The sequence below is a fragment of the Frigoribacterium sp. PhB116 genome (assembly GCF_004364285.1).
GTDB lineage: Bacteria > Actinomycetota > Actinomycetes > Actinomycetales > Microbacteriaceae > Frigoribacterium.
On record NZ_SOBE01000002.1, the window covers coordinates 978,564 to 999,531 of the forward strand.

At 72.8% G+C, this 20,968-nt stretch carries 23 protein-coding genes; 13 read left to right on the forward strand and 10 right to left on the reverse strand.

Going from position 1 to position 20,968, the window contains the following annotated elements; translation table 11 throughout:
- Window positions 1–149 precede the first annotated feature (149 nt).
- Both EDF20_RS11015 and EDF20_RS11020 read left to right on the forward strand, forming a co-directional pair.
- Entirely contained in the window at window positions 150–1,451 is a 1,302-nt protein-coding gene (locus tag EDF20_RS11015) for an inorganic phosphate transporter (protein WP_123548666.1), read from the forward strand.
- A complete protein-coding gene (locus tag EDF20_RS11020; RefSeq protein ID WP_123548667.1) occupies window positions 1,448–1,660 on the forward strand; it encodes a hypothetical protein in 213 nt (70 codons plus the stop codon). Before EDF20_RS11015 ends, EDF20_RS11020 begins: the two co-directional genes overlap by 4 nt.
- Before the next feature lie 14 nt (window positions 1,661–1,674).
- On the opposite strand, the gene EDF20_RS11025 is transcribed toward EDF20_RS11020, so the two are convergent.
- On the reverse strand, window positions 1,675–3,201 hold the full coding sequence (locus tag EDF20_RS11025; protein WP_133738653.1) for an MFS transporter: 1,527 nt from the start codon (window positions 3,199–3,201) through the stop codon (window positions 1,675–1,677).
- Between the two features lie 423 nt (window positions 3,202–3,624).
- Between EDF20_RS11025 and EDF20_RS11030 the strand changes: the two genes are divergently transcribed.
- A complete protein-coding gene (locus EDF20_RS11030; protein WP_243833466.1) occupies window positions 3,625–5,157 on the forward strand; it encodes an aspartate ammonia-lyase in 1,533 nt (510 codons plus the stop codon).
- Between the two features lie 106 nt (window positions 5,158–5,263).
- Window positions 5,264–5,773, forward strand: coding sequence for a hypothetical protein (locus EDF20_RS11035; RefSeq protein ID WP_133738655.1), 510 nt, complete (start codon window positions 5,264–5,266; stop codon window positions 5,771–5,773).
- Between the two features lie 67 nt (window positions 5,774–5,840).
- Here EDF20_RS11035 and EDF20_RS11040 read toward each other — a convergent pair whose 3' ends face one another.
- Window positions 5,841–6,272 (reverse strand): hypothetical protein, encoded by a 432-nt coding sequence (locus EDF20_RS11040; protein ID WP_133738656.1) that lies wholly within the window; start codon window positions 6,270–6,272, stop codon window positions 5,841–5,843.
- A gap of 132 nt (window positions 6,273–6,404) precedes the next feature.
- Here EDF20_RS11040 and EDF20_RS11045 point away from each other — a divergent pair, with 132 nt between their 5' ends.
- On the forward strand, window positions 6,405–6,827 hold the full coding sequence (locus EDF20_RS11045) for a hypothetical protein (protein WP_133738657.1): 423 nt from the start codon (window positions 6,405–6,407) through the stop codon (window positions 6,825–6,827).
- 56 nt (window positions 6,828–6,883) lie between these two features.
- Here EDF20_RS11045 and EDF20_RS11050 read toward each other — a convergent pair whose 3' ends face one another.
- A complete protein-coding gene (locus EDF20_RS11050) occupies window positions 6,884–7,456 on the reverse strand; it encodes a GNAT family N-acetyltransferase (RefSeq protein ID WP_133738658.1) in 573 nt (190 codons plus the stop codon).
- Between the two features lie 110 nt (window positions 7,457–7,566).
- On the opposite strand from EDF20_RS11050, the gene EDF20_RS11055 reads away from it, so the two are divergent.
- Complete coding sequence (locus EDF20_RS11055; RefSeq protein WP_133738659.1) at window positions 7,567–7,992, forward strand: cytidine deaminase; 426 nt, start codon at window positions 7,567–7,569, stop codon at window positions 7,990–7,992.
- Between the two features lie 64 nt (window positions 7,993–8,056).
- Here EDF20_RS11055 and EDF20_RS11060 read toward each other — a convergent pair whose 3' ends face one another.
- Window positions 8,057–9,289, reverse strand: a complete 1,233-nt coding sequence (locus EDF20_RS11060; RefSeq protein WP_166644803.1) for a YihY/virulence factor BrkB family protein — start codon at window positions 9,287–9,289, stop codon at window positions 8,057–8,059.
- A 136-nt stretch (window positions 9,290–9,425) separates the two neighbouring features.
- On the opposite strand from EDF20_RS11060, the gene EDF20_RS11065 reads away from it, so the two are divergent.
- Window positions 9,426–10,844 (forward strand): PrsW family intramembrane metalloprotease, encoded by a 1,419-nt coding sequence (locus EDF20_RS11065; RefSeq protein ID WP_133738661.1) that lies wholly within the window; start codon window positions 9,426–9,428, stop codon window positions 10,842–10,844.
- Window positions 10,845–10,873: 29 nt separating this feature from the next.
- Here the strand turns inward: EDF20_RS11065 and EDF20_RS11070 are convergent, their stop codons facing one another.
- Complete coding sequence (locus EDF20_RS11070; RefSeq protein ID WP_133738662.1) at window positions 10,874–12,199, reverse strand: MFS transporter; 1,326 nt, start codon at window positions 12,197–12,199, stop codon at window positions 10,874–10,876.
- Between the two features lie 86 nt (window positions 12,200–12,285).
- Here EDF20_RS11070 and EDF20_RS11075 point away from each other — a divergent pair, with 86 nt between their 5' ends.
- From EDF20_RS11075 to EDF20_RS11085, 3 genes are all read left to right on the forward strand, one after another.
- Window positions 12,286–12,660, forward strand: coding sequence for an FKBP-type peptidyl-prolyl cis-trans isomerase (locus EDF20_RS11075; protein WP_133738663.1), 375 nt, complete (start codon window positions 12,286–12,288; stop codon window positions 12,658–12,660).
- Window positions 12,660–13,490, forward strand: a complete 831-nt coding sequence (locus EDF20_RS11080) for an aldo/keto reductase (protein ID WP_197980652.1) — start codon at window positions 12,660–12,662, stop codon at window positions 13,488–13,490. The genes EDF20_RS11075 and EDF20_RS11080 overlap by 1 nt, the downstream gene beginning before the upstream one ends.
- Before the next feature lie 141 nt (window positions 13,491–13,631).
- Window positions 13,632–15,914 carry a UvrD-helicase domain-containing protein gene (locus EDF20_RS11085; protein WP_133738664.1) on the forward strand — a complete coding sequence of 761 codons (2,283 nt, stop codon included), beginning with the start codon at window positions 13,632–13,634 and terminating at the stop codon, window positions 15,912–15,914.
- Here the strand turns inward: EDF20_RS11085 and EDF20_RS11090 are convergent.
- From EDF20_RS11090 to EDF20_RS11105, 4 genes are all read right to left on the reverse strand, one after another.
- Window positions 15,898–16,488, reverse strand: coding sequence for a DinB family protein (locus EDF20_RS11090; protein WP_123548677.1), 591 nt, complete (start codon window positions 16,486–16,488; stop codon window positions 15,898–15,900). The two genes, EDF20_RS11085 and EDF20_RS11090, sit on opposite strands and share 17 nt — an antisense overlap.
- Before the next feature lie 50 nt (window positions 16,489–16,538).
- Window positions 16,539–17,138 (reverse strand): hypothetical protein, encoded by a 600-nt coding sequence (locus EDF20_RS11095; protein ID WP_123548678.1) that lies wholly within the window; start codon window positions 17,136–17,138, stop codon window positions 16,539–16,541.
- Window positions 17,139–17,142: 4 nt separating this feature from the next.
- The gene (locus tag EDF20_RS11100; RefSeq protein ID WP_123548679.1) at window positions 17,143–17,481 is read right to left on the reverse strand and encodes a protealysin inhibitor emfourin; all 339 of its coding nucleotides are present in this window, start codon (window positions 17,479–17,481) and stop codon (window positions 17,143–17,145) included.
- 68 nt (window positions 17,482–17,549) lie between these two features.
- Window positions 17,550–18,599: a M4 family metallopeptidase gene (locus tag EDF20_RS11105; protein ID WP_133738665.1), complete on the reverse strand. Its 1,050-nt coding sequence runs from the start codon at window positions 18,597–18,599 to the stop codon at window positions 17,550–17,552.
- 132 nt (window positions 18,600–18,731) lie between these two features.
- On the opposite strand from EDF20_RS11105, the gene EDF20_RS11110 reads away from it, so the two are divergent.
- Window positions 18,732–19,271: an adenine phosphoribosyltransferase gene (locus tag EDF20_RS11110; protein ID WP_133738666.1), complete on the forward strand. Its 540-nt coding sequence runs from the start codon at window positions 18,732–18,734 to the stop codon at window positions 19,269–19,271.
- Window positions 19,272–19,285: 14 nt separating this feature from the next.
- Here EDF20_RS11110 and EDF20_RS11115 read toward each other — a convergent pair whose 3' ends face one another.
- Window positions 19,286–20,029: a M50 family metallopeptidase gene (locus EDF20_RS11115; protein WP_133738667.1), complete on the reverse strand. Its 744-nt coding sequence runs from the start codon at window positions 20,027–20,029 to the stop codon at window positions 19,286–19,288.
- A 119-nt stretch (window positions 20,030–20,148) separates the two neighbouring features.
- Between EDF20_RS11115 and EDF20_RS11120 the strand changes: the two genes are divergently transcribed.
- Both EDF20_RS11120 and rpsO read left to right on the forward strand, forming a co-directional pair.
- Window positions 20,149–20,604, forward strand: coding sequence for a VanZ family protein (locus EDF20_RS11120; protein WP_133738668.1), 456 nt, complete (start codon window positions 20,149–20,151; stop codon window positions 20,602–20,604).
- A gap of 92 nt (window positions 20,605–20,696) precedes the next feature.
- Window positions 20,697–20,966 carry a 30S ribosomal protein S15 gene (gene rpsO / locus EDF20_RS11125; RefSeq protein ID WP_123520309.1) on the forward strand — a complete coding sequence of 90 codons (270 nt, stop codon included), beginning with the start codon at window positions 20,697–20,699 and terminating at the stop codon, window positions 20,964–20,966.
- Window positions 20,967–20,968 lie beyond the last annotated feature (2 nt).

Below are 20,968 nucleotides of genomic sequence, written 5' to 3' on the forward strand. Positions count from 1 at the left end.
CGGAGCCGGTCGGAGCCGCGTGCTGAGAGCGCGGAGCGGGTGTGCCGGACTCCGCGCGCGTCGTCCTCGGACACCTGCCGTCCACCTCCTCGTCGCGGGCCGTGCACCTCCGAGTTGACCGCTGTTCACCGGGGTGCGAGTGTTGCCCGGTGGATCTCACGCTCATCGTCGTCCTGGTCATCGTCCTGGCCCTCTTCTTCGACTTCACCAACGGGTTCCACGACACGGCCAACGCCATGGCGACCCCGATCGCGACGGGGGCGATGAAGCCCAAGGTCGCGGTGACGGTGGCCGCCGTGCTCAACCTCGTCGGCGCCTTCCTCAGCACCGAGGTGGCCAAGACCGTCTCGGGCGGCATCATCCGCGAGGGCGACGGCGGGGTGCAGATCTCGCCCGAGATGATCTTCGCCGGGCTGATCGGCGCCGTCGTCTGGAACATGTTCACCTGGCTGCGCGGCCTGCCGTCGAGCTCGTCGCACGCTCTCTTCGGCGGCCTGATCGGCGCCGCCGTCGTCGGCGCCGGCCTCAGCTCGGTCGACTTCTCGGTCGTGCTCTCGAAGGTCGTGCTGCCCGCGCTGCTGGCTCCGCTCATCGCCGGGCTCGTCGGCTACACGGCCACCCGGCTCGCCTACCGGATCACGCGTCGCCGCGACGACAAGAGCGAGCGGGGCGGCTTCCGCTACGGCCAGATCTTCACGTCGTCGTTGGTCGCGCTCGCCCACGGCACGAACGACGCCCAGAAGACGATGGGCGTCATCACCCTGACGCTGATCGCGTCGGGCGCCCTCGGAGCAGGCTCGGGCCCGCCCCTCTGGGTCGTCGTGGTCTGCGCGTTCGCGATCGCGCTCGGCACGTACACGGGCGGCTGGCGGATCATCCAGACCATGGGAGGCGGCCTCACCGAGGTCAAGCCGACCCAGGGCTTCTCCGCCGAGGCGTCGACCACGGCCACCGTGCTGGCGTCCAGCCACCTCGGCTTCGCGCTCTCGACGACGCAGGTCGCGAGCGGCTCGATCATCGGCGCGGGGCTCGGACGTCGCGGCGCCAAGATCCAGTGGAGCACCGCCGGCAAGATCGTCGCCGCCTGGTTCATCACCCTGCCCGCGAGCGCTGCGGTCGGCGCCGTCGCGGCGTTCATCGCCTCGGCGGGCATCGTCGGGCTCGTCGTCGACGCCGTCGTCGGGGTCGCGGTCATCGCGGGGATCTTCCTGCTGTCGCGTCGCCGCCCGCACGACCAGTCGGCGGCCATGGAGGTCGACGTGGCGGCGACGAGCGTCCTGTCCCGCCGCCGTGCCCGCCGCGCCGAGAAGAAGGGCCGCGTCGACACGCCCGCCGGGGGAGTGGAGGCGCCGTTCGTCCGGCTGGACGACCCGCCCGTCGCGACGACGACCGCCGACCGCGGCGACCGAGCTGACCGCACCGACCGCACCGACGACGGGACGACCCGATGAACATCGACTGGTCCGCCTTCGTCACCGTCGCCCTGGTGTCGCTGTTCTCCGCCGCCGCCTTGGTGACGGTCTACTCGCTGGGCCTCCGCCTCCTCACGGTCGACGACCGGAGCGTCGTCCGCACGGTCGCCGGCTACGCGTGCTTCGTGCTCTGCGGCCTCGGCGTCCTCTACGGCATCTACCTGATCGTCCCGGCGCTGCACCGCTGACGATCGGCGGCCGGTCAGCGCGTGCGGACCGGCCCGGTGGGCAGTGCCGCGTCCGCGTACACGGGCTCACGTCGCGGGATCGCCACGGCGAGCAGCACGCTGAGCAGCGCCACGGCCCCGCCGAGCACGAACGTCAGTCGGAAGCCGGCCTCGGTCGGCACCGATCCACCGGCGAACGGCATCGAGTTGGCGGTGAGCAGCAGCCCGACCACGGCCGACGCGCTGGTCGTGCCGAGCGAGCGCATCAGGGTGTTCAGGCCGTTGGCCGCGGCCGTCTCGGTGGCGGGCACGGCGTGCATGATCAGCGTCGGCATGGCCGCGTAGGCGAGCCCGATCCCGAAGCCGATCAGCACCGACACGAGCACGATCTGCCAGACCTGGTCGAACGCGACCGCGGCGACCGCGTAGCTGACGACGATGATCGACCCGCCGACGACGAGGCAGATGCGCGCGCCGAAGCGGGCGGTGGCCCGTGCGGCGACCGGAGCCATCAGCATCATCACGACGCCCGAGGGCGCGAGGCAGAGCGACGCGACCATGATGCTCTGGCCGAGGCCCACGCCGGTCTCGGCCGGCAGCTCGAGCAGCTGCGGCAGCGACACGTTGCTGCCGAAGAGCGCGAAGCCGAGCGCGACCGACGCGAGGTTCGTCAGCAGCACGGCAGGGCGGACGGCGACCCGCAGGTCGACGAGCGGACTGCTGACCCGCAGCTGGTAGAAGCCCCACAGCACGAGCACGGCCAGGCCGGTCAGGCCGGAGGCGAGGGTCGAGCCGCTGAGCCAGCCCCAGTCGTTGCCCTTCGAGACCGCGAGCAGCACGCCCGTGAGCCCGATCGCGAGGCCGATCGCTCCGGGCAGGTCGAAGCGGCCCTCGGTGCGGAGCGTGCTGGCGGGCACGAGCCAGGCCACGAGGGCGAAGACGACGACGCCGAGCAGGGCGGCGGTCCAGAAGAGCACGTGCCAGTCGAAGGTGACCGAGATCCAGGCGCTGAGCGGCAGGCCGACCGCGCCGCCGAAGCCGAGGGTGGCGCTGACGAGGGCGACGGCTCCGCCGAGGCGCTCGGCGGGCAACGTGTCGCGGAGGATGCTGATCGCGAGCGGGATGATGCCGAGCGCGGTGCCCTGCAGCGCACGACCGATGATCAGCGGAACGAGCTCGGACGTGGAGGCGGCGACGATCGACCCGACGATCATCACGACGACCAGGGCGAGCACGATCCGGCGCTTGCCCATGAGGTCGCCGAGGCGTCCGGCGATCGGGGTGACGACGGCGCCGGCGAGCAGGGTCGCGGTGATGATCCAGGTCGTGTCGGCGGGGTCGGCGTCGAGCAGCTCGGGGAACGACGGCACGATCGGGATCACGAGCATCTGCATCAGGGCCGCGACGAGGCCCGAGAAGGCCAGCACCGCGGTGACGACGCGCGGGTCGGGTGCCCGGGTCAGGCGCCGCCGCTCGGCCGGGGTGAGCGACGAGGCGCCTCCGGGAGCAGGGTCGCCCTCGGGGGCGTCGGGGCGGGCGTCGTCGTGCGTCGTGGTGGTCATGCGTCTTCTCGGCTGGCGGCCCGGGGGCGGCGGTCGGGTGGGGCGGCACGCGGCGCTGCGGTCCTGCGCGGCGAGGATGTGGCGCTGCGGTGATGCTCTGTCGCCGCTGTGCTCGTCGAGAAGGCGGCGACGCATCGGTGCAGAGGCTGCAACTCGGGCGGCGTCGAGAAGCTTCCCACGGTTCGCGACGCTAGTCGACACCTGTCGACGATGTGCGCTCGGCCCGGCCCGCGCCTCCTCGGCTCGGTAGGCTCGGCAGCGGCCGACCGTCACGGCTCACGAGGTCGTGGCGGCGAACGACGACGACGACGGAGGCACGACACCGTGACGACCGACAGCACCCGCACCGACGACCAGCACGGTGCCGGCACCGACGACCTCGACGGGCGTCCCGGCGAGCGACCCGCCGATCAGACCGGCGAGCTGCCAGCCGCGCGCGGGCGGCGCTGCGCCGGACCGAGCACGCGGACCGAGACCGACTCCCTCGGCAGCCGCGAGGTCCCCGCCGACGCCTACTGGGGCATCCACACGGCGCGGGCGCTCGAGAACTTCCCGATCAGCCAGCGGCCCATCTCCGTCTACCCCGACCTCGTGATCGCGCTCGCGCTCGTCAAGCAGGCCGCCGCCCGCGCGAACGTCGAGATCGGCGTGCTCGAACGGCACAAGGCCGACGCCATCGAGCAGGCCTGCGTCGAGATCCGCGGGGGAGCGCTGCACGACGAGTTCGCCGTCGGGGTGATCCAGGGAGGCGCGGGCACGAGCACGAACATGAACAGCAACGAGGTGATCGCGAACCGGGCCCTCGAGCTGATGGGCCACGCCAAGGGCGACTACGCGCACCTGCACCCGATCGACGACGTCAACCGCAGCCAGAGCACGAACGACACGTACCCGACCTCGGTGAAGATCGCGATGGTCCTGACGCTCCGCCGCCTCCTCGACGAGCTCGACCTGCTCGCCACGGCCTTCGCGACCAAGGGGGCCGAGTTCCACGACGTGCTCAAGGTCGGCCGCACCCAGCTGCAGGACGCCGTGCCGATGACGCTCGGCCAGGAGTTCGTCGGCTTCGCCCACACCCTCGGCGAGGACGTGCAGCGCCTGCGCGACGTCATCCCCCTGCTCGGCGAGATCAACCTCGGCGCCACGGCCATCGGCACGGGCATCACGGCCGACCCGCAGTACGCGGACGCCGTGCGCCGGCACCTCAGCGAGCTGTCGGGCATGGAGCTCGTCACGGCACCCGACCTGATCGAGGCGACGAGCGACACCGGCGTCTTCATGACGCTGAGCGGCGCGCTCAAGCGCAGCGCGATCAAGCTGTCGAAGATCTGCAACGACCTGCGCCTGCTGTCGTCGGGCCCGCAGGCCGGCATCGGCGAGATCACGCTGCCGCCGCGCCAGGCCGGCTCGTCGATCATGCCGGGCAAGGTGAACCCCGTGATCCCCGAGGTCGTGAACCAGGTCGCGTTCTCCGTCGCCGGTGCCGACGTGACGGTGACGATGGCGGCGGAGGCGGGGCAGCTGCAGCTCAACGCGTTCGAGCCCGTCATCACGCACTCGGTGATGCAGAGCCTCCAATGGATGACCTACGCGTGCCGCACCCTGCGGGTCAACTGCGTCGACGGCATCGAGGCGAACCGCGCCCGGCTCACGCAGCAGGTCGAGACGAACGTCGGCAGCGTCACGGCGCTGACCCCGTACATCGGCTACTCGGCCGCCGCCGCGATCGCGCACACCGCGCTCACGACGAACGCGCCCATCGCGCGGCTCGTCGTCGCGGCGGGCCTCATGAGCGAGGAGCAGGTGCAGAAGGTGCTGTCGCCCGCGCGCCTGTCCGGTCTCGAGGCCGTGACGAGCGCCATCCCGATCATCGACGTGGACGACCCGGCGGCCGCCGTGGCGCGCGCCGCGAACGCGACCGGGGTGCGCAACCCGGGCGACGAGACCGCGGGCTGACGAGCGGTCCGCAGGAGGCGGGGTTCCGGTCCGGCCTGCACCGCGCCTCCCCGGTACCGGCCGGGAACCCCTGGGCGCCGTCCGGCGGGCACGATACGGTCTCGGGATGACCGAGCGTTCACGAGACGGCCGCCTGATCGTGCGGATGTTCCCCGATCACGTGGGCACGGTGCTCTGGTCCGGCGGTGCGGTCGACCTCGACGATGCCCGCCTGTCGCCGGGACTCCAGGACGATCTCCGAGCATGGGACGCGTTCCACCGGTCGCGCCTCGATCCGGACGTCCCGTCGCACGCGCCTGAGGACGAGCACGAGTTCGCCGTCACCGGCGGTGCCCTGGCCGGGCGGGTCGCCGACGAGCTCGGGCGCGGCGTGGAGGTGCACCTGATGGTCGAGGGGCGCCAGGTCTTCAGGTCTGCGGAGCCGCCGACCAACCCCAGGGCGGCGAAGGCCCTGCACGTGCGAGCAGAGCGGCAGGCCGAGGAGGCTCGAGCCTTCACGGAGAGACTGGGTGGTGGCCGCTGGTACGCCTACAGCCCTGCCTCGGGTGATCGTTTCTCGCCGGACCGCCCCGCTGCGGGCAGGACGTCCGACAGCGTCCGTCCTGAGCGATCGTGACGTCGTCGGCCGAGCACGGCGGGTGCTGACGGAGCGGCGGACCGCTGCGGCGCGCGGGGGCCGGCGGTCACCCCTCGGCAGACGGCAGCCGGAGTGCCGGGGTGCGGTCGATCCCGTCCTTCCGGGGGGAGGCGAAGAGCCGCAGGTCGGAGTGGTCGCCACGGCAGATCGCAGCGGCCATCCGGTGGGCGCGTGCGGCGTTCCGCACGGGGGACCAGGGGTCGGCGTCCGGCTGCACCGCGGTGATGTCGGACGCCAGCCGATCGTGGTGCGCGGCCGCGTCCTCGAGGTCGCCGTCGCAGTCGCGGGTGATGATCGCCGCCAGTCTCAGCTGGGCCTCGAGCGTCTCGACCCCCACGTCGGTCGGCTCGTTCGTCCGGAGGATCCGGACGAGCTCGCTCAGCGCGGTGGTCCGAGCCCAGGCTGTGTGGCGAGAGGACTCGTCGACCGGGTACCTCGTCATGAGGTGCTCGATGCGTCGTCCGAGGTGATCCGTCATGCGGTCATCCTCTCAGCGCACTCCGGTCAGGACCTCCTCGCGTCGACGTCGACGTCGGCGGTCGCGGTCTGGGGGCCGACGGGCCGTCCCCGTGTTCCCGAGCCTCGGCCAGCGGCGTGCGAGGATCGGCCCATGACCGACGTGCTCCTCGATCGCATCACCAGCCTGGTCGAGCGCTACCCCGTCGACGAGACGTCGGTGCTCACGGCGTGGGCTCGCATCCGCGTTCTCAGTGTGCTGGTCGGTGATCTCTCCGCAGAGAGCCGCGACGACGAGGCGGTCGCGGTGCTGCAGTCCCAGCTCGGCCTCGCTGCGAGCATCACCCTGTCGTCCGGCGGGAGCCTCGAGGTCGCCGCGGGACACCACGACCGTCTGGCAGCGGACCTCGCGGCGGTCCGCACGGAGAAGGGCCGGCGGTCACCGCTCGCCAGCGCCGCGCGCGCCCACAGGATGGCCGCCGCCGTCTGTCGAGGTGACCATGCTGACCTCCGGCTCTTCGCGTCAGCTCGCCCTGACGGTCGCGACTACACCGGCGCGCTCCGTCTGCCGGCCTGAGGAGCGGCCGCTCCTTCACCTGCCCGCGTCCGCTTCCCGCACGGGTCGTGGGCTGGTCAGTCGGGCCGCCGATCGAGCGCCTGCCTCGGACGCTGTTCGTCCGCCAGCACCGCGAAGACCAGGGTGTCCGTCCACTCGCCCTTGCTCCAGAAGTCCTGCCGGTGGTGCGCCTCCTGGCGCATGCCCACGCGGGCGGCGAGGCGTTCGGACGCCGCGTTGCGGGCGTCCAGCTGCGCCGTGACGCGGTGGACGTCGTCCTGTCCGAACGCGATCCGCAGACCGGCCGCGACCGCCTCGGTCGCGTAGCCGTCGCCTCCGTGCGCGGGGTCGAGAGTCCAGCCGATCTCGACGGTGCGCCGCTCCTGCTCCGTGCGCCACAGCGACACCGTGCCGATGAGGAGGCCCTCCCGCTCGACCACGAGGGCGAGCGCCCCGACGGGCTCGGCCAGGTCGGTCCGGGGCAGGCGTCGCTCGAGCTGTGCCTCGCCGTCCTCGAGGGTCCACGGGTCCTGCAGGAGGTACCTCGCGACGTCCGGCCGGGAGTGGATCGCCACGAGCCGGTCCAGATCGCTGGAGCGATGGAGGCGCAGCGCCAGTCGAGGCGTCGTCGCCACCGTGTCCGAGTCCATGGCCTCGATCTTCCCGCATCCGTCGCACCTGGTCGCCAGGGGCGGGAGGCCTCGTGTCGTCGTCGCGACGAGGGCTGAGGGCTGAGAGCTGCTCTGCCTATCCTCGGAGGATGACGGAGCACGACGACCTGATCGAGATCGCCAGGACCAGCATCAACCCGCATCGCGTGGGCGGTCGCCTCTTCGGTGACGTCGCGTCGGCGCTCGAGACGACCACCGGCGCGATCCACGTGGGCGTCTGCATCGACACCGGCTCGGGGACGGGCTTCTGCGCCGAGCACGCGGCGGTCGCCTCCATGGTCACGAGCGGCGAGTACGCGATCGCCCGCATCGTGGCCGTCTGGCAGGACGACGACGAGCGCCTGACCGTGCTGCCTCCCTGCGGCCGGTGCCGCGAGTTCATCCGGCAGATCGACCCGTCCAACATCGACGCAACGATCGTCCTCGGTCAGGGCAGGACGGCACCGCTGCGCACCCTGCTCCCGGAGTGGGCGTGGCCCGAGCCGGAGCCTCCTCGTCGCCGGGACACCCCGTAGTGGACGATGCACCCCGTGACGACGGGGGTGCATGGTCCACTACGGGGTGCAACGCCTGCGGCGGCTACGGCGTGGAAGGCTCGGGGGAGCGGGCGGCGTCGACCTCGGGGGCGCGGGCTGAGTCCGACTCCTCGGGCGAGCGCGCTGCGTCGACCTCGGGCGTCCGCTCCGGCTCGCGGCTGCCGTCGCCGTCCAGGTCGAGCTCGAGCGCGGCCGAGTGGGCGTGGTCGCGGTCGGTGATGTGCAGCCGCTCGCCCCGCACGTGCAGGTGACGCAGCTCGTCGGCGTCGAGCACGCCCCCGTTCTCACGCAGGGCCCGCTCGCGGAGCGCGCGTCCGACCCGGACGTCCCACGCGCCGTTCCGGGCGAGGATGTGGTTGCGGGCCGTGTCGCGCATCGGCAGGGGGATGACCTCCTCGGCCTTCACCCCGCGGCGCAGCTGGCGCATCCGCAGCACCTCGCTGTCGAGCTCGCCGCCGATGACGAGCACGAAGTTGCTGATGTACGAGTAGAGCAGCACCACCACGACGCCGCCGAGCCAGCCGTAGAAGCGGTCGTAGTTCGAGACGGTCGACACGTAGAGGGCGAAGCCGAGGGTGCAGACCGCCCAGATGACGAGCGCGAACATGGCGCCGTAGGACACCCACCGCAGCCGGGGCGGCCGCACGTTCGGCGTGAAGTAGTAGAGCATCGCGACGGCGAACACCGCGAGGGCGGCGATGACGGGCCACTTGAGCACGTTGTAGAGGGTGAACCAGGGCTCGCCGAAGCCCGCGGCCTCGCCGATGCCGACGAAGAGCGTCGGAGTGACGAGCAGCAGGGCCGCGATCACGGCGAACGACACCATCAGCACGAAGGTGACGATCATCATGTGCCCGCGGAACTTCCAGATGCGCCGCCCCTCCTCGACCTCGTAGGCCGTGTTCATCGCCCGGCCGAAGGCGGTCGTGTACGACGACAGCGACCACAGCGTCAGCCACAGGCCGATGCCGAAGGCGACGCCCGGGTTCGAGAGGCTGAGCATCTGCTCGAGCGGTCGCCGCAGGGTGTCGATCGCGTCGGCGCTCAGGACGAAGCGGGCGACCTCGAGGATGTCGTTGACGGCCGCCTCGCCGTCCTGGAAGAGCGCGACGCCCGACACGAGGGCGAGCGCGGTCGGCAGGATCGCCAGGGTCGAGAAGAACGTCAGGGAGGCGGCGGCGTCGATCGTGCGGTGCCTCAGGAAGTCGTGCCACACCCGCATGACGACGTACCGGGTCGGCGACGGGTTCTCCGGGAGGGACCGCGTCGCAGACATCCCCTGAGAGTACAGCGGGGGAGGGGCCGGAGCGCGTGCCGTGCGCGCCGTGGCCGGCGCCCGGCCAGGGCCCGGCCGTCGTCGCGGCCGGCGCCTCCTCGGCCCGCGCCTCCTGCGGGCCCGTAGGGTCGGGGGCATGACGTGGGACGACTCCGGACAGCAGCACCAGATCGCCGGGCAGCCCGCGCGGGCGCCCGAGCCCGTCTGGTGGCCGGCGCAGCCGGTGTTCGCGCAGCCTGCGCCGCGACGTCGCCCGGTCGCGAGCGGTGTCGCCCTCGCGGTCGGCTTCACGGTGATCGGCGTCTTCGTCCTCGCCCTGGTCGTCTATTTCCTGATCTTCCTGTCGCCGGGCGTGATCCTCGCCGCGAGCCTGCTCGCCTTCGTGCCGCTCACCATCGTCATGGTGGGCATCTGGCTCGTCGACCGCTGGGAGCCGGAGCCCCGCGTCGCGCTCTTGTTCGCGTTCCTCTGGGGCGCGGCTGTCTCGGTCGGCACCGCCCTCATCGTCGACCTCGTCGTCGGGTCGGTGCAGGGCCTCGTGGGCATCGGGGCGCGAGGAGGCGCAGAGGTCTTCGGTGCGGTCGTCCAGGCCCCGATCGTCGAGGAGGTCGCCAAGGGGTTCGGCGTGCTGCTGGTCCTGTGGATCTTCCGGCGGCACTTCGACGGCCCCGTCGACGGCGTGGTCTACGCCGCGACCGTGGCCGCGGGGTTCGCCTTCGTCGAGAACATCCAGTACTTCGCGCTGCAGGTCGTCGACGATCTGACGCTCGGCAGCGACGGCCTGGTGTTCGTCTTCGTCGTCCGGGCGCTGATGTCGCCGTTCGCCCACGTCATGTACACGGCGTGCACCGGCATCGCGCTCGGCTGGGCGGCTCGACGCACCGGCCGGCTCGGCGCGATCGGCTGGTTCGCCCTCGGCGTCGTGCCCGCCGCCGCCCTGCACGCCCTCTGGAACGGCGCGCTCGTCGTCGTCGGCGACGGCTTCTTCGTCTACTACCTGCTCGTGCAGGTGCCGATCTTCGTCGCGATGGTGCTGCTGGTCGTCTTCCTGCGCCGCAACGAGCGCCGCGTCACCCACGCACGGCTCGCCGAGTACGCCGCGGTGGGCTGGTTCAGCGCCGACGAGGTCGCGATGCTGTCGACGGGCGCCGGCCGCCGTCGAGCACGCCGCTGGGCGGCCGCGAACGGGACGGGGCCCGCCATGCGGCGCTTCGTCTCGGACGCCACGCGCCTCGCCTTCACCCGGCAGCGGCTCGTCAAGGGCAAGCGCGGACACGACGAGGGCGCACGCCGCGACGAGGCCGACCTGCTGGCGGCGCTCGCCGCGAGCAGGTCCGCGCTGCAGGCGCCGCCCGCGGCCTTCGTCGGGTGGCCGCAGCAGCCCGCGCTGGCCTGGCAGCAGCAGCAGCAGCCGCAGCCGCAGCCCGAACAGGTCTGGCCGCAGCAGCCCGCGCAGCGGCAGGTGCCGCAGCAGCCTGTCCAGCAGCACCACTGGCAGGACGGCCCGCCCACGCACGATCCCTGGGGTCGCCCCCTCCCGCCTCCCGGCTGGTGAGGCCGACGGCCGCCGCGCCGCCTCCGTCGCTACGGCGTCGGGTGGAGCGCGTCGTACGTCCTGAACGACGGCGTGAGCCGTGCCACGACGGCGATGAGCACGACGATCAGCGCCCCGCCGAGCAACGGCGGCCACGCCACGCCCGCGGCGGCGACCAGGCCGACGAACAGGTCGCCGACACGCGGCCCGCCGGTCACGACCACGATGAACACGCCCTGGAGGCGCCCCCGCATGTGGTCGGGAGCCGCGGTCTGCAGGATGGTCGAGCGGAAGATCGAGCTGACGTTGTCGGCGGCCCCGGCCCCCGCGAGGGCGAGCGCGGCAGCGCCCAGCGCGACCAGGTCGGCCTGTCCCAGCCCCTCCGTCAGCCCGCCGTCGCCGCGCGGCGAGGTGAGCGCCAGCACGATCCCGAACGCGGCGATGCAGATCCCGTAGACGGTGATCGCGCGGTCCACCGCTCGGCCCTGCAGGCGAACGTGGCCGAGCCGCCCCGAGAAGACGCTGCTCAGGAGGGCGCCCACCGCGTAGGAGGCGGTGAGGACGCCGACCGTCACCGCACCTCCTCCGATCACCACCGCCCCGACCACGGGGTAGAGCACCCGCGGCTGCCCGAAGGTCATCGCGATGATGTCGACGACGAAGGTCGTGCGCACCGTCGGCGCCCGCCGCAGGAACCGCATCCCCTCGACCAGGGACGCCAGCCCCGGACGCTGGGCGTTCCCCTCGGGGCGGATCGGCGGCAGCGTCACGATCCCGAGGAACGCGAACGAGAAGAGCACCACGTCGACCGTGTAGGTGGGGGCGAAGCCGATGCCCGCGACGAGGACCCCCGCGAGCGCCGGCCCGACGGTGAGCATCAGCCCCGTGCCGATGCCGCCGAGCGCGGCGGCGGCGGGCAGCAGCGAGGCCGGCAGGAGGCGCGGCACGATCGAGGCGCGCGACGTCGCGATCATCGTCCCGGCCACCGCGTTGACGCAGGTCAGCACGTAGAGCAGCCCGACCTCGTGCAGGCCGAGCCAGGCGTGCAGGGCGATGGCGGCGGTCGACAGCCAGGCGAAGACGGCGGCGACGAGGGCGACCTTGCGCCGGTCGAACGCGTCGGCGAGCATGCCGCCCCAGAGGCCCGCGACGATCATCGGCACGAGCGAGACGACGCCGACCAGCGCGACGGCGAAGGTCGAGCGGGTGATGTCGTAGACCTCGAGCCCGACGGCGACGAGGGTGAGCTGCGTCCCGATGCCGCTGACGGTGTTGCCGACGAAGAGGCGCGCGAAGGCCGGGCTCTGCCGCAGCGGCGTGACGTCGACGAGCACCGGACGGCGGGACGGGCCAGGGGCGGGAGTCGGAGTGGTCAAGGCTCCATCATGCGCGATGCGCACCGTTCAGGGTCGACGTCCCGCCTCCTCCCGACGACACGAGGAGGCGGTGGTTGGATGGAGCCATGACTCACGACCCCAGCACCAAGCCCGAGATCGACGCCCCCACCGCTCCTGCTCCCACCGAGCTCGAGATCACTGACATCACGGTCGGCGACGGCGACGAGGCCCAGTCCGGCTCGACCGTCAACGTCCACTACCTCGGTGTCGAGTTCGACTCCGGCGAGGAGTTCGACGCGTCGTGGAGCCGCGGCGAGCCCATCAACTTCCCCCTCGCGGCCCTCGTCCGCGGCTGGCAGGAGGGCATCCCCGGCATGAAGGTCGGCGGCCGCCGCCAGCTCGTCGTCCCGCCCCACCTCGCCTACGGCCCCGTCGGCGGCGGGCACCCGCTCTCCGGCAAGACCCTGATCTTCGTCATCGACCTCCTCGGCGTCAGCTGATGACGGCCCCCTCGATCGGCCTCGCCGACGGCCGGACCATCCCGGCCCTCGGCCTCGGCACGTACGGGATGGACGGCGACGAGGGCGCGGGCCAGGTCGCCACGGCGATCGAGTCCGGCTACCGCCTCCTCGACACGGCCCTCAACTACGGCAACGAGGCGGCGGTCGGCGAGGCCGTCCGCCGTGTCGACGTGCCGCGGGACGAGCTCGTCGTGACGTCGAAGCTGCCGGGCCGGCACCACGGCTACGAGGAGACGCTGGCGAGCTTCGAGGAGACGCGCGCCAACCTGGGCCTCGACTTCGTCGACCTCTACCTGATCCACTGGCCGCTGCCGCGGGTCGACAAGTACGTCGACTCGTTCCGCGCGTTCGTCAAGCTGCAGGAGGACGGCCTCGTCGGCAGCGTCGGCGTCTCGAACTTCACCGAGGAGCACCTGCAGCGCGTCGCCGACGAGACCGGCGTCGTGCCCGTGGTGAACCAGATCGAGCTGCACCCGTACTTCCCCCAGGCGGGGATGCGCGCGGTGCACGAGCGCATGGGCATCGTCACCGAGAGCTGGAGCCCGCTCGCCAAGCAGAGCGAGCTGCTGCAGGAGGCGGTGGTCACCGAGATCGCCCGAGCCCACGGCAAGACGCCCACCCAGGTCGTCCTGCGCTGGCACGTCCAGCTCGGCGCCGTGCCCGTGCCCAAGTCGGCCGACCCCGGCCGTCAGCGCGAGAACCTCGACGTCTTCGACTTCGAGCTGTCCGACGACGAGGTGGCGCGCATCAGCGGCCTCGAGCGCGGCCGGCTCTGGGACGGCGACCCCGAGACGCACGAGGAGTTCTAGCTCCGCCTGCGGTCTCGACCCGCTCGGCTCGACACGCCCGCGTCCTCCTCGGAGGGCGCGGGCGTCGTCGCGGGTGGGGCGGAGGCGCGCCCGGGCACAGGTAGACTGGCGTGCCGTCTTTTCCCGAGGGGTGGAGCAAACCTGGTGTCATCTGAGCTCGAGCGCGAACGCGCCTACGTGGCCACGCTGTACGCGCGTCTGGACGAGTTGAAGGCCGACGCCCGCGTGCGGCTGGAGAGCACCCGGCGAGAAGCCGTGGGCGGCAACCACCAGAGCCGCAGCGAGCGGGACGCGTTCGCGAAGCTCTACGAGGACACGATCACCCAGCTCGGCGCCGTCGACGAGCGGCTCGCGTTCGGCCGTCTCGAGCTCGAGCGGCCCGACGAGACCGGCAGCGCCCTCCGCTACATCGGCCGGGTCGGCCTGCGCGACCGGCAGCACCACCCGATCCTGCTCGACTGGCGGGTGCCCGGCGCGAGCGCCTTCTACCAGGCGACCGCGGCGACGCCGATGGGCGTCCGGGCCCGCCGTCACCTCACGCTCGCCGGCCGCGCCGTCACCCGCCTCGAGGACGAGGTCTTCGACCCCGACCTGCTCGACCGCGACGACGTGCAGCTGCAGGGCGAGGGCGCGCTGATGGCTGCCCTCACGGCCCAGCGGACCGGCCGCATGACCGACATCGTCGCCACGATCCAGGCCGAGCAGGACCGGATCATCCGGTCCGAGCTCGACGGCGTCCTCGTCGTCCAGGGCGGGCCCGGCACGGGCAAGACCGCGGTCGCCCTGCACCGCGCCGCCTACCTGCTCTACTCGCACCGCGACCGCCTGCGCGGCTCCGGCGTGCTCATCGTCGGCCCGTCGCGGTCGTTCCTGCGGTACATCGAGCAGGTCCTCCCGTCGCTCGGCGAGAGCGGCGTCGTGCTGTCGAGCCTCGGCGGGCTCTACCCCGACCTCGAGACCCAGGTCGACGACGCCCCGGACGTCGCGGCGCTCAAGGGCTCGGCCGAGATGGCCGAGCTGATCAAGCGAGCCGTGCGCTCGCGGCAGGTCCGGCCGACGCAGGCGACCACGATCGACATCAACGGCGAGCGGCTCGTCGTGCAGCCCGAGCTGATCGGCGAGGCCATGCGGCGCGCACAAGAGCGGGGCAAGCAGCACAACCTCGGCCGGGTCACCTTCAACAAGGCGGCGCTCTCGGCGCTGACCCGCCTGCTCGTGTCGCAGATGCGCGAGCACGGCACGACGGTCGACGAGTCGGACGAGGCGGTCCTGCGCGAGGACATCCGGCAGTCGCACGACGTCCGGGTGCTGCTCAACACCGCGTGGATGCCCCTGTCGGCCGAGAAGCTCGTCGAGGACCTGTTCGCGCGCCCGAACTGGCTCGCGACCATCACCCAGCGTTGGACGCCGGCGCAGCGGGCCCTGCTCCAGCGTCCCCGCGGCTCGCAGTTCACGATCTCCGACGTGCCGCTGCTCGACGAGGCGGCCGAGCTGCTCGGCGAGTTCCAGGCCGGGGTCGACCCCGACAAGCTGGCCCGCAAGCAGCAGCGCAAGCGCGACATCGAGAACGCCGAGCGCGCCATCGAGAACATGGGCGTCGAGGGCATGGTGTCGGCCGAGCAGATCGCCGGCGGCTTCGCCGAGCGCGCCGCGTCGATGACCACGTCCGAGCGCGCTGCGGGCGACCGCACCTGGGCCTTCGGGCACGTCGTGGTCGACGAGGCGCAAGAGCTCTCGCCCATGCAGTGGCGGCTGCTGTCCCGCCGCTGCCCGCTGCGCTCGTTCACCGTCGTCGGCGACATCGCCCAGGCGTCCAGCCCGGCCGCCGCCTCCTCGTGGGACAGGGCGCTCCAGGCCCTGCTCGGCCGTCGTCGCGGTTCGAGCGTCGCCGGCACCACGGCGCCCTGGCGCCTCGAAGAACTCACGGTCAACTACCGCACGCCGAGCCAGATCGTCGAGCACGCCGAACGCCTGGCCGTCGAGAACGGGCTGACCATCACGGCGAGCCGGTCGGTCCGGTCGAGCGAGTGGCCGGTGCGCGAGATCACGGTGCCTGCCCTCGCCGCCGCGGGCGTCAGCCGAGGAGGCGCGCCGCACGACGCCCTCGTCGCCGCGGCCGTCGAGGCGGTCGCCGCCGACCGCGGCATCGACTCCGAGGGCACGCTCGCGGTCATCGCGCCGCAGCACCTCGTGGTCGACCTCGTCTCAGGGCTCGACCCGCTGTTCCCCGGGCAGGTGGCGCCGGGCACGGCGTCGCTGACCCGGCCGATCTCGGTGCTCAGCCCCGCGACGTCCAAGGGCCTGGAGTTCGACAGCGTCGTGCTCGTCGATCCCGAGGGCATCCGCACCGGCGCTGCCCGCGGCGCGGCGAGCCTCTACGTCGCGATGACCCGGCCCACGCAGCGCCTCACGGTCGTCGGCTAGCGCCGGCGGCCCGGGCCGCCGCCTCGACCCGGTCGTGATGGGCGCGCCAGCCCTCGTCGTCCCGGTCCGGGACGTTCGGGTCGGCCGGTCCGTTGCCGAGCCTGCCGTCGACGAGCTCGCGGACGAGGTCGGCGTGGCCCGCGTGACGCGCGGTCTCGACGCACAGGTGCACGAGGATGGAGTGCAGCGTGACGTCGCGTCGGTCTGCCGGCCACCACGGCACCACGCCGGGGGAGTCCAGGTCGAGCGCCGCGACGGTCGCGTCGGCGTGGTCGGCCGAGTGCCGAGCGAACGCGACGATCGCCTCCCGCGTCTCGTCCTCGGTCGCCCAGAGGTCCGCCTCCGGCTCGCTCGTGTCCGTCAGCCACGGCATCTCCTGCGACGACGGCCGGTCGAAGACCTCGCCGAGGTAGCCGAGCTGGACGCTCGCGACGTGCTTGACGAGGCCGAGCAGGTTCGTGCCGCTCGCGACGAGCGGACGCCGGGCGTCGTACTCGTCGAGCCCGTCGAGCTTCGCCAGCAGGTCGGCGCGCTGCTTCGAGAGGTAGCGCTGCAGGGTCTCTTTCTCGTCCATGCCTCCAGCGTGCCGCGTCCCTGCCCCTGCCGCCACCTCTGCCGGGACGCTCAGCGGTAGTCGGGCGGCCAGCCGAACGCGGGAGGCGCGGTCACGGTCTCGCCCCGGGGCGCGAGCACGAGCGCGACGTCCTCGAAGTCGCTCAGCCGGATGCCGGCCGGGTCGCCCGACCAGCGGCTCCCGTCCACGAAGGCGGTCAGCTCGAGGCCGTCGTCGGGTCCGAGCGAGCCGATGCTCACGGCGTCGAGGTGCACGTCCCACTCGGTGAAGAGCTGGCCCAGCACGAACGACTCCCGTCGGGGCGACTCGACGTGCACGATGCCGGATGTGTCGTGGGTGTGCAGGGGAGCGGCGAGCTTCGTGTCGGCGTCGTGCCCGATGTCGCCGGGGATCGTCACGGCCTCGCCGTCGACCGTGATCGAGAGGTGCGTGTGCACGTGCATCGCGAGGTCCTCGCCCCAGACGTTCTGCATGCCCGCGAGCTCGGCACGGCCGAGCCGGTCGCCCACGGCGGGCACGGGCCAGGGCGGGGCGTTCTGGGCGCCGACGACCCGGGACGGCTGCGCCGATCCGACCAGCCCGATCCCGACGGCACCGCCGATGACGACGAGTGCGGCCACGGACGCGAAGACGGTGTCTCGAGAGGGCACGCGACTAGGCCCCGTGGCCCGGCGCGGTGGGGTCGTGCGCGGCGCCGCGCTCGCCCTCGCCCTCCGCGTCGCTCACCTCGCGCACCCGGTCGACGAGCTCCCGCCAGGGCCCGGTCACCTGTTGCTCGGGCAGCTTGGCCTTCTTCGCCGGCGACGTCTCCGCCGAGATGACCCACACGAAGCGGTCGGGCTGCACCGGCTGGGTCGGGGCGGGGGCCTCCGACCAGGGCACGAGGTCGAGCAGCACCAGCCAGGACTCGGTGTCGGGTTCGGCAGCGACGTCGACCTGCCAGGTGCGGGTGAGCCCGGCGAAGCCGCCGGACCTCTGGACGGTCACCATCATGGCCGCGATGCTACTCCGCGGCGCCGAGCTGCCGAGGGCGTGAGGTCCGGCACTCGGGGGACCAGGACTCAGGCTGCCGGCTCGACGCCCACGCCCACGCCCTGCCAGCCTGCGGCCGTGGCCCGCGCCTCCTCCGAGTCGGCGCCGTACCGGGCCGCCGCCGCTGAGACCGTGGCTGCGGCGAACTCCGCGAAGGAGGCAGTCGGCGACAGCTCGCCGCCGACCAGCGTGTCGTACCAGACCTGCCCCGCCCGCTCCCACGCGCGGCCGCCCAGGGCGTCGGCGACGAGGAAGAACGCGCGGTTGGGGATGCCCGAGTTGAGGTGCACGCCCCCGTTGTCGTCGGTCGTCTCGACGTAGTCGTCCATGTGCGCCGGCTGGGGGTCCTTGCCGAGCACGTCGTCGTCGTACGCCGTGCCCGGCGCCGACATCGATCGGAGCGCGCGGCCCTCGACGGCCTCGGTGAAGAGCCCCTCGCCGATCAGCCACGTCGCCTGCTCGGCCGTCTGGTCGAACAGGTGCTGCTCGACGAGCGCCCCGAAGACGTCGCTGACCGACTCGTTCAGGGCGCCCGACTGGCCCTGGTACTCGAGGTTCGCCGTGTACTGCGTGACGCCGTGGGCCAGCTCGTGGCCGATGACGCTGACCGAGGCGGTGAAGCGGCCGAAGACCTCGCCGTCGCCGTCGCCGAAGACCATCCGCTCGCCGTTCCAGAACGCGTTGTCGTAGTCCTGCCCGTAGTGCACGGTCGCGTCGAGGGGCAGGCCCGCGCCGTCGATGCTCGACCGCCCGTAGACCTCGCGGAACAGCGCGTGCGTCGCGCCGAGGGCGTCGTACGCCTCGGTCACCGCGACGTCGTCGCCCGCGGGCTCGCCCTCGCCGCGGACCCGCACCCCGGGCAGCTGCTCGGTGCCCTGGGCGTCGGAGATGGTGCGCTCGACCTCGGCGCCCCGGGCGACGGCGCCCTGCCGCACGGGCGGCGCCTCGCTGCGGGCGGCACGCACCTCGTCGATCTGCAGCAGCCCGTGCCGGGCCGCCTCGGGGGCACGTGCGAAGCGCTCGGTGTCGGCCGCGGCGAGGTGGGCGAGCAGGTACGGGGGCACGATGTAGCGGGTCATGGACAGACTCTGTCACCGGCCTCCGACATCGGGGCCGTCCGTTCACACGATCGTCACGAGCGGCTGGCCCACACGGCACCGCCGCCCCCAGGAGGTGCGGCGCGGCCTCCGCGAGCCGGTAGCGTCGACCGGATGACCGCCTCCGACGCCTCCGCCCTCGTCGACCGCATGATCGCCGTCGTCCCCGACTTCCCCGTCCCCGGGATCCTCTTCCGCGACGTCACGCCGCTCTTCTCCGACGCGGACGCCTTCGCCACCGTGACCGCCGCCCTCTCCGAGCCGTTCGACGGGGCCTTCACCGCAGTGGCGGGCATCGAGGCCCGGGGCTTCGCGCTCGCCGGCGGCATCGCGATCGAGCAGGGCGTCGGCGTCCTCACCGTGCGCAAGGCCGGCAAGCTGCCCGGCGAGGTCCTGAGCGAGAGCTACGCGCTCGAGTACGGCGAGGCGACACTCGAGCTGCGGCCGAGCCAGCTGCCCCCGGGCACCCGGGTGCTGGTCGTCGACGACGTGCTCGCCACCGGCGGAACGGCCGACGCGACGGTCACCCTGCTCGAGCGGGCGGGCTACGAGGTCGTCGGCATCGCCGTGCTGCTCGAGCTCGAAGGCCTGCCCGGCCGCGAACGCCTCGCGTCGCGCATCCCCGTGCACGCCCTCGGCAGCGCTCCCGCCTAGGGCGCGAGCCGGGCCTAGGGCGCGAGCCACCCCGGGAACAGCAGCAGCGACGCCCCCACGAGGCACGCCGCCGCGACCCCGACGAAGACGCCGACCCAGAGGACGCCGGGCACGTGCGTCAGCCCGGCGAGCTGGTCGGCGTCCGACTCCGTGCGCGCGCCGTGGCGGGCCGCCCGACGACGGCTCGACTGCAGCTCGACGGAGGCGCGGAGGGCTCCCAGGCCCAGCACGCTCACCAGCACCAGCCCGAACACTTGCTGCCACTCGACCGGCGCGAGCCACGTGACGCCCGCGACGACGGCCGCGCCCACGAGCACGACCCACAGGCCGAACCAGTTGCGGATCTGCACGAGCATCAGCGCGAGCAGCAGCAGCAACGCCCAGAGCAACCCGGCGGCGAAGCCCGCGCCGAGCAGCCAGGAGGCGCCCAGCGAGGCCAGCGCCGGGGCGGTGTAGCCCGCGAGGAGGGTGAGGATCATGCCCGGCCCCGACCGCGGGCCTCGTGAGACGGTCAGGCCCGACGTGTCCGAGTGCAGCCGGATCCCCGTCAGCCGCCGCCCGGTCAGCACGGCGGCCAGGCCGTGGCCGCCCTCGTGCACGACGGTCACCGCGTGCCGCACCGTGTGCCAGGTGCCCGGCAGCAGCACGAGCGCGGCCCCTGCGGCGACGGCCAGCAGCATCCACGACAGGGGGAGCGGGTCGGCGCGCTGCGCGACCCGGGCCCAGAGAGCGGCCAAGGAGGCGGTGGTCTCGTCCATCCCGTCAGCCTAGGAGGCGCCTCCCGGTCCTCCCTCCCCGGGGTCGACCGCCTCCGTCGTGAGGATGGTCCTCGGCTCCGGGCAGCGTGTTCCGAGCCGCAGTGCCGCACCATGGACGGATGCGCCGCGCCGTCCTCCTCCTCTTCAGCCTCGTCTACCTCGCCGGGGTGGCGTGGATGACGCTGCGCCCGTCGGTCTACGGCGACGGCACGTCGGAGCTGCTCTGGCGCGCCCTCGACTTCTTCGGCCGGCACGAGGAGGCGAGCTGGATCACGTTCGCCAGGGTCGAGGCTGCGGCGAACGTCGCCATGTTCGTGCCCATGGGCATGTTCCCCGCGCTGCTCCTCCCGAAGCGCGCCTGGTGGGTCGGCGTCGTGGTCGGCTTCGCCGCGAGCTGCGCCATCGAGTTCTACCAGGCCACAGCCCTCTCGTCGACGCGGTTCTCCGACCCGCGGGACATCCTGATGAACTCGATCGGCGCGGCGATCGGTGCCGCGTTCGTCGGTCTCGTCCTGCCGAGCAGCCGCCGGTCGCGAGCCCGGCGTCGCTCACCTCGTCCGGCACCCGTCTGGTAAGCTCGCCAGGTTGCCGTCTGAACGGCCGCGGAACAAGAGAGCTCGCACATCCTGTGACGGGCGCCGCGCAACGAACTGGAAGGGGATCCTGAATGGCACTCGCACCTGACGTCAAGACCCGGATCATCGAAGAATACGCGACCCACCCCGGCGACACCGGATCCCCCGAGGTCCAGATCGCCGTGATGACGCAGCGCATCCTCGACCTGACCGAGCACCTCAAGGAGCACAAGCACGACCACCACTCGCGTCGTGGCCTTCTCCTCCTCGTCGGCCAGCGCCGTCGCCTCCTGGGCTACCTGTCCAGGGTCGACATCGAGCGCTACCGTACGCTGATCGGTCGCCTCGGCCTGCGTCGCTAGTC